We start from the raw sequence: 14,569 nt of genomic DNA, 5'->3' as shown, positions 1-14,569 counted from the left end.
GTTTAGGAGGATATAGATGCAGAATCAAGGGATACAAAGAGGAGACGTTGAGTTACTAGCGCCAGCCGGTGATTGGGATTGTATGAGAGCAGCGGTAGCCAATGGAGCAGATGCAGTCTTTTTCGGAGTGGAAAAGTTTAATGCACGTGCACGCGCAAATAATTTCCGTATGGAAGAGCTACCGGAGATTATGGCGTTTCTACACAGTTATGGGGTTAAGGGATTTCTAACGTTTAATATTCTAGTATTTGAGAATGAGTTAGCAGATGCTAAGGAACTTATAGATGCTTGTGTGGATGCAGGTGTGGATGCCACGATCGTGCAAGATTTAGGTCTAGTGAAGATGATTCGTGAGATATCACCTGACTTTCCGATTCATGGATCCACTCAGATGACGATTACATCACCAGAAGCGGTTGAATTTACGAAGCCTTGGGATATGGAACGTGTTGTATTAGGCCGTGAAAATAACCTGAAGCAGATTAAGAAGATTGGGGAGCAAGCGAAGCTACCTATGGAAGTATTCGTGCATGGAGCACTTTGTGTTTCTTATTCTGGACAATGTCTAACTTCTGAAGTGTGGGGAGGACGTTCGGCGAACCGTGGGGAATGTGCGCAAGCTTGTCGTCTACCATATGACTTGATGGTTGATGGTGTCCAGAAGCCAATGGGGGATATTTCTTACTTGTTATCACCTAAGGATCTAGCTGCTATTGATATCATGCCGGAATTGATCGAAGCGGGCGTGACTTCATTTAAAATAGAAGGACGTCTTAAGACTCCTGAATATGTAGCTAACGTAGTTAGTAAGTACCGTAAAGCAATTGATCGTTACTTCGAAGGCGATTCTACGCCACCAAGTAAGGAAGAAATTCGTGAACTTGCTCAAAGTTTCTCGCGTGGTCTTACACATGGTTTCTTAGATGGAACGAACAATAAGAAGCTAGTGGAAGGTACGTATCCTAAGAGCCGTGGGGTATATCTTGGTAAAGTGGAACAAATTCTACGTGATGGCGTAGTCTGCCGAATTGATGCACCGCTGAAGCGTGGTGACGGGATTGTGTTCGACGCTGGAGATCCGACGAAGAAGGAAGAAGGCGGACGCGTCTATGATATCCGCCGTAAAGGTGTGAAGATCGAAGGCGAAGCAGGAGAAGGTTGGGTTATCGATATCGTAGCCGGACGTAACGACGTTAATCTACAAAGATTAAATGTTGGAGACCGTATTTGGAAGACGAATGACCCTGCACTCGACAAGCGTTTACGTCAGACGTACGAGACAGAGAAACCATACAGAGTATTTCCTGTAGAAGTGAAGGTCGTAGGTCATGTAGGTGGATTGCTCACAACATGGTGGACAGATGTACAGAAGGGGACAATCGTTCAGGTCGATTCTGAGATGGAATTGGAAACGGCGAAGAAGCGTCCTATGGATTATGCTCTGCTGGAAGAACAATTCGGACGCCTAGGCGGAACCGTGTTCCAGCTTGAGAAGCTTGATGTCGAGCTACAAGGCGACGTCATCGTACCTATGCGTGAGCTGAACAGCATCCGCCGCCGTGCGGTGGAATTGCTCGCTGGCGAACGTCCTAAGCCGCCCGTATACGTGAAACGGGCGATTGAGGTGTACGGCGATGCTTCGCGAAGCGCATCGAAGCCTGTGGCTCGTGATGAAGCAGAGCTCACAGCGTTATGCCGCAGCCTGCCGCAGGTTCAGGCTGCTCTAGATGCAGGCGTTGGCATGATCTATGCGGACTTTGAGTTCATTAAGCAGTTCCCAGCAGCAGTGGAAGCTGTTCGTGCAGCAGGTAAAAAGATTGCGCTAGCAACGCCACGTATTCATATGCCTGGCGAGAATGGCTATCACAACAACATTTTGCGCCTACAGCCTGATGCTGTGCTAGTGCGCAACACAGGTGCGTTATACTTCTATCTACGTTATCGTCAAGAACATCCTGATGCTGTGCATCCGAAGCTTATTGGTGACTTCTCATTGAATATCGCCAACCATAAGGCAGCTGACCTGTTCATCGAAGCTGGATGTGATATCATCACACCATCGTATGATCTGAACATTCAGCAAATGGTCGACATGCTTGGACGTGCTAACACGTCTAAGATGGAGATTGTTATCCATCAGCATATGCCAATGTTCCATACGGAACACTGTGTGTATTGTACCTTCCTAAGTGAAGGGACAGACTTCACGAACTGTGGACGTCCATGCGAAGATCACAGCGTATCGCTACAAGATCGAATTGGAATGTCTCATCCGGTGCGTGTAGATGAAGGATGCCGCAATACAGTCTACAATGCTGTTGAGCAATCCGGTGCTGAGTATCTAGATAACTTTATGGAGCTTGGTGTATCGCAGTATCGTATCGAGTTTCTTGAAGAGACGCCAGAGCAAGTGCATGAAGTCATTGACCTCTATAAGCGTGCACTCCGTGGAGACATCAGCGGATCGCAAGTATGGCGTACGCTGAAAGCAACCAATCAACTTGGCGTAACACGTGGACAGTTAGTTAAATAGATAATCGTTCATTAGACGATGACATTATAAAATAGGACAGCTTACCGAGGTTTATCTACGGTGGGCTGTCTTTTTTTACGGAATATAAGGATAATGTACAGAAATACTATTAAATTTAGTATCTGGCCGATTCATATCATAATGTGATGATCTTAACAACGTAAATGAGAGACTATCTGACAATGTCGTTATTTGTTACAATTATTGCAAAGTGAGTGGAATATAATAGACATTCTAATAAATGCTAGATTAGGAGACTCGAGCTAATGAAAATCCGAAAAGCAATTATTCCAGCAGCGGGATTAGGAACAAGATTCCTTCCTGCAACGAAAGCGATGCCCAAAGAAATGTTACCGATTGTGGATAAACCGACAATTCAGTATATTGTTGAGGAAGCAGTTGCCTCCGGAATTGAGGATATCATTATCGTCACTGGGAAAGGGAAACGGGCGATCGAGGATCATTTCGACTATTCATTCGAACTGGAGCACAATCTCGAATCACAGGAAAAGTGGGATTTACTAAGTGAAGTCCGTAAGTCTTCAGAAATAGCTGATATTCACTATATTCGCCAGAAAGAACCAAAGGGATTGGGCCATGCTATCTGGTGTGCCCGTAAGTTTATTGGAAATGAACCTTTTGCTGTCCTGCTTGGGGATGATATTGTAGAATCGAGACAACCTTGTCTTAAGCAAATGATTGATATATATGAACAGTACCAGTCCTCAGTTGTTGGTGTGCAACCTGTTCCATGGAATGAAGTATCTAGATACGGGATTGTAGATGGAGTTTCCATAGAAGAACGGGTATATCAAGCTAATAGATTGGTAGAGAAACCGACAGAAGACAATGCTCCCTCTAATTTAGCGATCATGGGGAGATATATACTAACACCACATATATTTGAATTGCTTGGCGAACAACATGCTGGTGTGAACGGTGAGATTCAGCTGACGGATGCTATTGCTAGACTAGGTGAGATTGAAAGAGTACTCGCATATCACTTTGAAGGTCAAAGGCATGACGTAGGGGAGAAGTTAGGGTATATCGAGACTACGATCCATTATGCATTGCAGCATCATGATTTAAGAGAGAAATTACTTCAGTATATGAAGCAAACGATTCATCAAATTGAACATTCATAGGATTAATTATTCTTACACAAAGAAGACGATCTCTCATGGGAGAGATCGTCTTCTTTCGAATTTACATAAAACGGCTACCATCCAGTAAAGGGGGGAGCCGTTTTAATTCAATAATATGATATTTAAAAGTTCATTTGTACGATTGCATCGACTTGTTGTTTCTCCGTTGGATCAAGGAGGATTAGACGATCAAAAACGGCTTGATCCGTTGTGCCTTGTTTTATGAGAGCAGCAATATACCATCTTGCAATTTCACGGTTAACGGGGTCACTTAAGTCTTCCAGTAGTCCAATTTTCAGTGTTTCAGCGGCCTTATCTGGTTGATTTAGTAGATATTGCATTTTACCCGTGTCTAGAATCATTGCAGGGGTATTAGCGAATGCTCGTCCAGCCATTTGCCCTTCCGGTAGAGTAGCTATATGTACAAGTCCAGCTTGTACCTTATCGAATGCTTCAATACCTGCATTGAAAAATTTGTCTTTAGAGGCGATATCCTTTTTTCCTAGGGCCTCGGTACCCAATTCAAACCCTTGTGAGATAATCCGTTCATACCATTCTATATCCCAGTTAAAGTTCTTGGAATTATTTACTAATAGATCGAAGGCTTGTGCTTGTTCGCCTTTTAATGAATGGAACTTGATTAAATGGTTGATGATATTCTTGTTATAGGGTTCATCTTCATGTGCTTTAACAATCATTTGGTATCCTGTAAGATAGAAGTCCTCATTCTGTGTCTGCGAGTAGACTTGTTGATAGAGAGAAGATAGCAGGAGTGTCGAATCTGGATGACTCTTACGGATGCTAAGGTCTTTATCAAGTGGTTCCTTAATCTCTTCGAAGGATGTACTAGTCTGGACTAATTTTCTTGCCTCAAGTCCAGCATCACTTGCCTGAACATATCGGATGGAAGTAATCAAGACTACAATGGCACCTATGCCGACTACTAAGCTATAAAGAGCACTAACGCCACTCCCACGTAAGCGGAGATGTTGGAAACGTAGTGGCTTACTCTCCATAACAGCGGCCATACCTCCAAGACCAAGATATACGAGAATACCCATGAATACATAACTCATATTGAAATCCAAGATACTATGCAACAGAATAGATAAGGTCAGAATAAGATATAAGAAATGAGATTCGCGTCCTTCTTCATTCTCTCTTATATAACCACGAATATATTTATAGAATATAAAGATGAGAAATGACATGAAGATGATAAATCCAAGGATACCGACCTCTACCAGGTATTGAAGGAAGAAGTTATGCGCTTGACGGCTAGTATACGGGTTATTCTGATATTTCTCATAGAGTACTGCCCAAGCACCACCACCTGCACCCATGACGGGATAATCTTTAACAACTTTCATAGCATCTTTATAAAAAGTTAAACGTTCCAGTACACTATGCTGTTGGAAGTTGATATTTCCTAGACGTGTACTTACATTATCGGGGAGAATATTACGAGCACTGGTTCCGATGAAGAGAAATGCAATCAAACCGACAACAACGACGGATCCTACTGGAATCCATAGGCTAGCCATTTTACGAGTAGACCAAGAAGTAAGACCTCGTTCTAGATGAGAAGCGATAAATTTTTGAATAGCCCATAATAGTAACGCAACAATGGCAGATGTAATAAGTAAATATCCCCATCCCTTAGCAGCAGCCGCACCTTCATATGTCGTATTCAATTGTAATCCGAGATCAGTCACGTTCTTCGAAATAGCTAGAGAAGCTATCCCGGCTATGCCGATGTAGGCCACCCAGAGAATCTGTTTAGCAGGTTTTAAGAATAATAGTAGAAGAACAAATACCACGGGAAGCATAACCAATCCTCCACGTGAAAGTGTCAAGAGAATGGATAGGATAATGGGGACTAACATGAATCCGTGTATGATTTGGCCATACCACTTATGAGATTTAATGAGAAAGAACACTGCTGCGAACAAGAATGCCATTAGAAATGCTGCGTATGTATTGGCATATTGAAACACTGAAGTCAGACGTAGACCGTTAGAGTCTGACATTACCGCATCTATATACTTACCATTCACAATTCCGCTAGAGAACCAGGCTATTAATTTTCCTGCGAATTTCCATTGTCCGAACCAATTCAGTAGTCCAAAACCAACAATAATATAGGCTATAGCCATAATTGCTAGCTGAATCACTCCATTTGCAAACTTATCTCTCAGTAGGAATAAACCTACAATGAACATCACGGCATAAGTCGACTGAATAATGACCATATTCATTGCCATTGAATGAGAAGCGGCACCAAAGAGTGCGAGTATATAAGTAATAGGTAATAATAATACCCACACAGCAAGCCAATCTCTTTGATCTTCCAATGTGATAGTCTTATAGTAGTTGGTACCACAGATTAGTAGAATTACAGCCGCCATTGCAGCAGCCCAGAACAAGGGTTTCTCAAATTGAAGCATCTGTCCATTGAATAACGCCACTTGAAATGGAGACCAAGCTAAATATAGAATGATAGAGACTACTAACACCCAATAAATTACAGGTGTCTTCACGCCGACACTCGACCCTTTGGAATGTTTCCCGTATACTTGTTTAGACAAGTTTATAATCTCCTTTATATGTAATTATGAACAATATTTTATCATAGTGAACCAAAATAAGACAGAACACTAATACGTATATGGAAGCTCCAAATGAAGTTACTAGGATTGAAGGAGTACGTGTAATGAAATTTAAAAAAGCAATACTTACTGTAATAGGACTCATGTTAGTATGTTTATTTTTTAACATTTTTATGTCCTATCAAAAGAGTGAATCCAATTTAAGTTTTCAATTCAAATTAATTTCGGATCAATTAGATGACTACCAGTTATTTTATATTACGGGGGAAGGTCAGGAGTGGACAGAGGAGCAATCGATTCACCAAGCTTATGATATGTCCGGAACTTGGAAAACCTTTAAATATAATTTACCTAAGGACGTATATTCTCTTAGGTTGGATCTGGGTAGTCAGAATGCGATAGTTAAAGTCCGGGATGGACAATTAATAGGAAACTCCACTGTAGGCATTTCTCTCCATGAAATCATGACTAAACAACATGAAGTGAAGACAATTAGTCTGGTAGAAGATGAACTGGAGTTAGGAGTAGCTGATAAAGATCCATATGTTATCTTAAATATTCAACCCGATCTAAAAGTAGCAATACAGGGTAATAGCTTGTTTAATACGATCTGGATTTCATTTTCTAGTATTATAACTACTTTAGTAAGTTTGTATATTATCAATTCGATCAAAGATGTATACAAATTTTTGAAAGAGATATATAGAGGAAGAAGTCTGATTGTCAGCCTAGCTAAAAATGATTTCAAAACCAAATATGCTTCTTCCTACTTGGGGGTAGTCTGGGGTTTTATTCAGCCTTTGCTTACTATTATTACATACTGGTTTGTATTTCAGATCGGATTACGCAGTGGTAATGTATCGGAAGTTCCATTTATTTTATGGTTTATAGTTGCTATTATCCCATGGTTTTTCTTTTCGGAAGCCTTATCGGGTGCTACAAATGTGTATTCAGAATATAGTTATCTTGTGAAGAAGGTAGTATTTAAGATTGAGTTGTTACCTGTGGTTAAGATTACATCGGTCTTATTCGTACATTTGTTCTTTATCGTATTTATATTTGTAATGTATACGGGGTACGGATACTATCCGAACATTTATAATGTTCAACTGATTTATTATTTGATTTGTACAATTGCGCTTGTTTTTTCAGTATCGTTATTAACATCTTCTGTTGTGCTATTTTTCAAAGATTTAAATCAAATAATAATAATAATATTGCAAATAGGATTTTGGTTCACACCGATTGGGTGGTCATACACTATGATTTCTGGATTCTGGATTAATATTTTCAAACTCAATCCAATGTTCTATATTGTGGAAGGGTATAGAGATACCTTCATTAAACAGGTGACTTTTGTGAATCATCCTTATTATACGCTCTACTTTTGGATGTTTTGTGCGACTGCACTTGTAATTGGAGTGAAAAGCTTTAAGAAGTTGAAGCCTCATTTTGCAGATGTCATTTAAGAGGTGAAAAAAGGGGGGGTAGAGCTTGGTTGATATAATTGAAATAAAAGATGTTGTAAAATCCTATAAATTGTACGATAAACCCTTAGACCGTCTAAAAGAAGCAATCTCTCCTACTCATAAAATGTATCATAAGGAGTTTATAGCTCTAAATGGCATTTCATTTAATGTTGAGAAAGGTGATGCACTTGGCATTCTAGGGAAGAATGGATCAGGGAAATCAACATTATTAAAATTGATAACAGGAGTCTTATCTCCCTCAAGCGGAAGCATACAAGTTAAGGGTAAAATATCAGCTATATTGGAACTAGGTGCAGGGTTTAATCCGGAGTATAGTGGCAAAGAGAATGTGTACCTAAATGGTCTGATGATGGGATTTACACGTGAAGAAATCGATAATAAAATGAACAATATTATTGAATTTGCCGATATTGGTGAATTTATTGAGCAACCTGTCAAAATTTACTCTAGTGGTATGTTTGCTAGGTTGGCTTTTGCCGTTTCTATTAATGTAGAGCCAGAAATATTGATTGTAGATGAGGCTCTCGCTGTTGGAGATGTACGCTTTCAAACAAAATGTATTGATAAAATGAAGGAATTAAAAAGTAAAGGAACCACAATATTGTTTGTATCCCATGCAACTGAACAGGTGAAGAGGTTCTGTAATAAGGCAGTATGGCTTAAGGATGGTGTAGTGCAAGCCTCGGGTGAATCATCTGAAATTGCTGATTTATATGAGGATTTCATGAAATATAATACTGAGCATACTGTGAATACTGATATTTCTACTAAACTAGACCTACCGGAAATCTCACAATCAGCTGATTTTGTGAAACCAAGTAACCCCGAAACAGTAGCATCAATTACAAAGGTGAAACTAAATAAGAATAGCTTTAGGACCTTTGATGAACTAGAAGTTGAGGTGGAATATGAAGTTTATGATGATCTAATAGATGATTTATTATTAGGTGTCGCAATTTATACGCCAGACCGCAAATATATATTTGGACCTAATACTCACTTAGAGAAGATTGATATTCCTAATAGATTAGGTAGACATAGAATGAAGTATATTATTTCTAGCCTACCATTGCTTAGTGGAACTTTCTGCATCGATGTGGGTTTATTTAATAATGAAGGCATAGTATGTCTTCACTACAAAGAGAATGTTGTGGACTTTAATATTACGAATAAATATATATCAGAAGGATTAGTATATATGAAACATAGATGGGAAGTGCTGGAATGATTAATACGCTCTTTGATCAATATCAAAGGTATAACAATGTCCGGAATATTATCAATGAGTTAAGAGTAGATGGTGAAACATTTCGTATTCTGGAGGTAGGAGCAAATGAACATCGTAATTTAGAGAAGTTCTTACCTCTGGATAACATTACTTATTTAGATATTCAACTACCAGAAGAGTTAATAGATGATCCAAATTATATTCTAGGTGACGCTACTAATATGAGTTTCTCAGATAACGAGTATGATGTAATTGTTGCCTTGGATGTATTTGAACACATTCCAGAGGAGAAGAGAAATCAGTTTATTGATGAGTTATACCGTGTAAGCTCTCAAATCTGTGTGATAACTGCACCATTTCATTCTCAACAAACGGTAGATGCGGAATCAAGAGTGAATACAGTCTATAAAAGTCTATTTAATAAGAATTTTATATGGCTTGAAGAGCATATGGATAATGGTCTCCCCAAACCTGATATTCTTACAAGTTATCTTGATTCAAAAAATATAAGTTATAAGATGATCGGTCATGGGAGTTTAGATATTTGGGAAAGGTTAATGGGGATACACTTCTTTGCAGCAAATAATCCAAGGCTTGGGCTTTATCGTCAAGAAATAGACAAATTCTATAATTCTTATCTATTTGATTATGATTACATGGAAGAATCTTATAGGAAAATAGTTATATTGCATAAAAACGGGAATCTCAATGTGTTAGAAGAAAAAGTATCAAAAGAAGTTCCTATAACGATATTGAAAAAGCTCGAAATGATGGAACGCACTTTTTATAATTTATATTCAATGATGGATAAGATTATTGAGGGAAATTTAATTAGTGAAGACCAAATTCAAATATTTTTAGATTCTGGGCAAGGTTTTAATGAATCGGAGAGTCAGAGTTATAAATTCAAAGATAAAGAATTAACGACGCATATTTCAATTGACCTCCGTAATATTAATGGAATTCAAAATATTAGAATAGATCCTTCTAATTATAGTGGTATCTATAAAGTGGAAAACCTTAAGTTATTCGAAGCTACTAGTAATGAATTGATTGAATATGAAGTAATAGGAAATTTCAATTATGAGGCATCTAATATTTATCTATTTGAGAAGGATGACCCTAATATTATATTAAATCTAGGTTCTGAATTATATATATCAAGATTAGAGTTGGACGTATCTAAATTTTCTGAAGATGAGGTTGTTAAGCAGGTTATTAATATGTTATTAAGTAAGGAAAATGAGAATATTGCTATTGATCAAGATTATAAGAAACAATTAATGAGGTTAGAAGAATTGCATAGTGAGATGGAACATTTAAGAGTAATAAATAATGGAATGGAAGCTACAGTAGAGTATTTAACTGAAAGAATTAAAGTTGCTGAAAATGAACAGCAAAGGTTAACTACTGTGTTGTTGGCGAAAGAACTTGAGATAAAAGAAATTTATGATTCAAAAGCTTGGAAATTTGTCGTTAGAATGAGGAAGATGCTAGGTAAGTAACTCTAACTAGATAAGCCGTGAGGAGGATTCTATTGAAGATCGTAGACATACTTATTCGAATTAATACAGCGCTCGCTGGTTTATTTGGTTTTAAATCAAATCTGAACATTATCCCAGTATCAGATCTGACGAAGGCGAAGGGTAAATGGATTTCAACTGGAGTCGATCCCGCATTTGTATTGGAAGGAAGATTTTTTGGTGGATGGAACACGATATCATGGGACTCAAATAGTACAAATAATATTCCAGTTAAATTATATTGGGACGAGGGCGCTGGGTTTTCTGAAGAGAGAAGTATGAATCTAGCTTCGATTTCTACTGGAGAAAGTAAGTATTCAACAACATTTCATATCCCAGTGGGTATTAAGAAGCTGCGATTAGATCCTGGGGAAATGGAAGCTGAATTTAGACTGGAAAATGTAAAAATGAAGAAAACTACAAAACATTATATTTTATTAGAATCACTCCTAAATACAGTTAAACAACGTGGATTTAACTTCCGAACATTAAGAACACTTATGCGCAAAGCTATTAGTGTTTACAAATCTCAAGGTTTAAAAGGGTTGAGACAAAAAATAGAGGCTGTCCAGGGCGGAACCACAAACACAAATATTATTCATAGTTATGATGAATGGCTGACCCGAAATGGAATTAATAGTAATAGTATAAGAGTAGCTAAGGAAAGTATGGAGTCATTTGAATATAAACCGTTAATATCAGTTATCCTCCCTGTTTATAATGTCGATGAAGTATGGTTAAGGAAATGCATCGATTCAGTTATAACACAGGTTTATTGGAATTGGGAACTTTGTATATCTGATGATGCTTCAACTAAACCTCATATTAGCAAGGTGTTAATAGAGTATGCTGAAAGCGACTCTCGTATAAAGGTTGTTTTCAGAAAAACGAATGGTCATATTTCTGAAAACTCAAATTCTGCAATAGAAATTGCAAACGGAGAATTTATTGCACTATTAGATCACGATGACGAGTTAACAAGTTATGCTTTATATGAAAATGTACTTTTGTTAAACAAAAGTCCCGATGCTGATGTTATTTATAGTGATGAAGATAAAATCTCTATTGAGGGCGAGCGTTTTTCTCCGTTTTTCAAACCGGATTGGTCTCCGGATTTATTGATGTCTCAAATGTACATATGTCACTTAACAGTGTATCGTAAAACGATAGTAGATCAACTCGGGGGATTTCGTATAGGTTACGAAGGTAGTCAGGATTATGACTTAATGTTAAGGGTTTCTGAATTAACTAATAATATTTATCATATTCCTAAAATACTGTATCACTGGAGAGCAATTCCTAACTCTACCGCATCTGATACGGCATCGAAAGATTATACACATGTTTCGGGCCTTAAGGCTTTGAAGGATGCTATTGAAAGAAGGGGGAATAATGCTTCAGTGGAATCGATAGAAGACCATTCTAATATTTATTTAACAAGGTATTTACCAGTAGGGAATCCTAAGGTTTCAATTATAATACCAACAAAAAATATGGTGTCGATTCTACAAAAGTGTTTAAAATCAATCTTCGAAAAAACAACATATGGAAATTTTGAAATAATAATTATTGATAACGATAGTGATGATCCTGCCACATTTGATGCTTATCGTTATTGGGAGAAGATGGAGAAGACAAGGTTTAAAGTATTCTCTTTAAACATCCCTTTTAATTATTCTAAGTTGAATAACTTTGGTGTTACTAAAGCGGATGGTGAATTATTATTACTTCTTAACAACGATGTAGAAGTAATATCTGAAAATTGGTTGACTGATATGGTTGGTCAAGCTACTCGTCCAGAGGTCGGAGCAGTAGGAGCTTGCTTGTATTACCCTGATAATTCTTTACAGCATGGTGGAGTTGTATTAGGCCTCGGGGGTGTTGCAGGTCATAGCCACAAACATTTTCCAAGAGAAAACCCGGGATACTTCCGAAGGTTAAAGGTGGTCTCTAACTATACAGCAGTCACTGCTGCATGTTTAATGATTCGCAAAGAGGTATTTATTGAGGTTGGTGGTTTGGAAGAAGAGTTACAAGTGGCATTTAATGATGTTGATTTTTGTCTTAAAGTATGGAGTAGAGGATATAACAATGTTTGGCTCCCTCATGTAAAGCTTTATCACCATGAATCGAAGAGTAGAGGGTATGAGGATACTCCAGAGAAGCAGGAACGTTTCATGAAGGAAATCGATTGGGTAAAACGACGTTGGACAAGCATTCTTAATAATGACCCTGCGTATAATCCGAATCTAACGAAAGAACGGGAAGACTTCTCTCTTGGAGAATCTTCAAATATATACGGAAATAATATGGGGATTAACAGAACAAAAACTTTGGGAAAAGTAAATCAGAATATTTCATAATATGCGATGGGTAATTTCTGATAATCGAATGTACAAATGAACGATTTCAGAAACTATATTTGTATCTGTAAGGCATAGTAGTGCCGGTTGCTCTTATCATGAAAACCGGAATGCCTAATCGATAAAAAGCACATCAAAATATGCTTAACTCCATGTAAGAAACATATTCAAAGAGTGGACAAATATAAAAATTCAACTCTTAATTTAAAGGCTCATGTACTGAGTAGAGGTCTTGTTATTTCTACACTCACTGATCTCATAGTTGCAAAAGTAATCACGAATATACTTGTTATAATATTTAATTAGGCAATTAGTAAAAAGGTTATTCAAATAAGATATGGAGGTGTCATAATGAAAGGTATAATCCTAGCAGGTGGTACAGGCTCTCGCCTTTATCCTTTAACCAAAGTTACTAATAAGCATCTTCTTCCCGTCGGTAAATATCCAATGATCTTTCACTCAATCTATAAGCTTAAGCAAGCTAGCATTAAGGACATTCTCATTGTTACTGGTAAAGAACATATGGGTGACGTCGTTAACTTACTTGGTAGTGGTCGAGATATGGGCGTTTCTTTTACCTATAAAGTGCAGGATGAAGCTGGAGGTATTGCCCAAGCACTGGATTTAGCAGAACATTTTGTTGGGGAAGATCAAATGGTAGTTATTCTAGGAGATAATGTTTTTGAAGATGATATCACTCCGTACGTGCATAAATTTCAAGAGCAGAAGAAGGGCGCCAAGATCTTAATACAAGAAGTTCAAGATCCTAATCGATTTGGAGTAGCTGAAATTGCAGGAGAGCGAATTCTTTCTATTGAAGAGAAGCCGGAACAGCCGAAGTCTGATTATGCAGTTACAGGTATTTATATGTTCGATCATAAGGTGTTTGATATCGTTAAGACCTTGAAACCTTCTAGTCGAGGTGAATTGGAAATCACAGATGTTAATAATGCCTATATTAATCGTAATGAACTTTCATTTGATATCCTTCAAGGTTGGTGGACGGATGCAGGAACACACGCTTCATTAGCACGAGCCAACGAGTTATCTCAGGGTTTGATATTTGAAGAAGCATTCGGCAAATTAAAATTGTGAACATAGGGAGGAACTCTAAGCTATGAAAGTCACTTCTCTAATATTATCAGGTGCGAGCTTGCTTGAACCGATTGTCCATGGCGACACTCGGGGCTTTTTTATGGAGAGCTATAATGAGGCCAGCCTACATGAACAGGGGATTAACTACGCTTTTATTCAAGATAACCAATCCCTCTCAGCAGAACCTGGTGTTCTACGCGGACTTCACTATCAGCTCAATCCCAAAGCTCAGACTAAGCTGATCCGTGTGCTTACCGGTGCGATTTATGACGTGATCGTAGATATTCGGCGTAACTCACCCACTTTCGGCCAATGGGTCGGTGTCATCTTGAGTGAACACAATCATCGACAGCTCTTAGTTCCCAAAGGCTTTGCCCATGGATTCTGTACGCTTGTTCCCAACACACAGGTTCTCTACAAAGTAGACGAGTATTACTCACCGGAGAATGATCGTGGCATACTATGGAACGACCCTGCTCTTGCTATAGATTGGCCTACAGCAAGTCCGATCCTATCGGACAAAGATCAACGGCATCCGCTACTTCAAGATGCGGAACTTAATTTTGAGTAGGGGGTATATCTT

General features: G+C 38.3%; 9 protein-coding genes. 8 read left to right on the top strand and 1 reads right to left on the bottom strand.

What is annotated here, in order from left to right:
* Positions 1 to 16 precede the first annotated feature (16 nt).
* Together PBAT_RS20755 and galU are read left to right on the top strand one after the other, a co-directional pair.
* Positions 17 to 2,533, top strand: coding sequence for a U32 family peptidase (locus PBAT_RS20755; RefSeq protein ID WP_068652523.1), 2,517 nt, complete (start codon positions 17 to 19; stop codon positions 2,531 to 2,533).
* Positions 2,534 to 2,799: 266 nt separating this feature from the next.
* Entirely contained in the window at positions 2,800 to 3,678 is an 879-nt protein-coding gene (gene galU, locus PBAT_RS20750) for a UTP--glucose-1-phosphate uridylyltransferase GalU (protein ID WP_068652521.1), read from the top strand.
* Between the two features lie 122 nt (positions 3,679 to 3,800).
* On the opposite strand, the gene PBAT_RS20745 is transcribed toward galU, so the two are convergent.
* On the bottom strand, positions 3,801 to 6,266 hold the full coding sequence (locus PBAT_RS20745; RefSeq protein WP_068652519.1) for an O-antigen ligase family protein: 2,466 nt from the start codon (positions 6,264 to 6,266) through the stop codon (positions 3,801 to 3,803).
* Positions 6,267 to 6,391: 125 nt separating this feature from the next.
* Between PBAT_RS20745 and PBAT_RS20740 the strand changes: the two genes are divergently transcribed.
* The 6 genes from PBAT_RS20740 (at position 6,392) to rfbC (ending at position 14,557) form a co-directional block, all read left to right on the top strand.
* Positions 6,392 to 7,756, top strand: a complete 1,365-nt coding sequence (locus PBAT_RS20740) for an ABC transporter permease (protein ID WP_068652517.1) — start codon at positions 6,392 to 6,394, stop codon at positions 7,754 to 7,756.
* A gap of 25 nt (positions 7,757 to 7,781) precedes the next feature.
* Positions 7,782 to 9,005 carry an ABC transporter ATP-binding protein gene (locus tag PBAT_RS20735; RefSeq protein WP_068652515.1) on the top strand — a complete coding sequence of 408 codons (1,224 nt, stop codon included), beginning with the start codon at positions 7,782 to 7,784 and terminating at the stop codon, positions 9,003 to 9,005.
* On the top strand, positions 9,002 to 10,510 hold the full coding sequence (locus PBAT_RS20730) for a class I SAM-dependent methyltransferase (protein WP_068652513.1): 1,509 nt from the start codon (positions 9,002 to 9,004) through the stop codon (positions 10,508 to 10,510). Before PBAT_RS20735 ends, PBAT_RS20730 begins: the two co-directional genes overlap by 4 nt.
* A gap of 179 nt (positions 10,511 to 10,689) precedes the next feature.
* Positions 10,690 to 12,891: a glycosyltransferase family 2 protein gene (locus PBAT_RS20725; protein ID WP_248912446.1), complete on the top strand. Its 2,202-nt coding sequence runs from the start codon at positions 10,690 to 10,692 to the stop codon at positions 12,889 to 12,891.
* Between the two features lie 351 nt (positions 12,892 to 13,242).
* A complete protein-coding gene (locus PBAT_RS20720; protein WP_068652509.1) occupies positions 13,243 to 13,986 on the top strand; it encodes a sugar phosphate nucleotidyltransferase in 744 nt (247 codons plus the stop codon).
* A 22-nt stretch (positions 13,987 to 14,008) separates the two neighbouring features.
* Positions 14,009 to 14,557 (top strand): dTDP-4-dehydrorhamnose 3,5-epimerase, encoded by a 549-nt coding sequence (rfbC, locus tag PBAT_RS20715; RefSeq protein ID WP_068652507.1) that lies wholly within the window; start codon positions 14,009 to 14,011, stop codon positions 14,555 to 14,557.
* Positions 14,558 to 14,569 lie beyond the last annotated feature (12 nt).

Source organism: Paenibacillus antarcticus (assembly GCF_001637225.1).
Classification (GTDB): Bacteria; Bacillota; Bacilli; order Paenibacillales; family Paenibacillaceae; genus Paenibacillus_AQ; species Paenibacillus_AQ antarcticus.
This window is presented reverse-complemented; position numbering and strand designations above follow the sequence as displayed.

Bases quoted from the DNA above. Each gene is read 5' to 3' on its own strand.
- PBAT_RS20720 (WP_068652509.1), top strand. From the start codon at position 13,243: ATGAAAGGTATAATCCTAGCAGGTGGTACAGGCTCTCGCCTTTATCCT.
- PBAT_RS20730 (WP_068652513.1), top strand. From the start codon at position 9,002: ATGATTAATACGCTCTTTGATCAATATCAAAGGTATAACAATGTCCGG.
- rfbC (WP_068652507.1), top strand. From the start codon at position 14,009: ATGAAAGTCACTTCTCTAATATTATCAGGTGCGAGCTTGCTTGAACCG.
- PBAT_RS20740 (WP_068652517.1), top strand. From the start codon at position 6,392: ATGAAATTTAAAAAAGCAATACTTACTGTAATAGGACTCATGTTAGTA.
- PBAT_RS20755 (WP_068652523.1), top strand. From the start codon at position 17: ATGCAGAATCAAGGGATACAAAGAGGAGACGTTGAGTTACTAGCGCCA.
- galU (WP_068652521.1), top strand. From the start codon at position 2,800: ATGAAAATCCGAAAAGCAATTATTCCAGCAGCGGGATTAGGAACAAGA.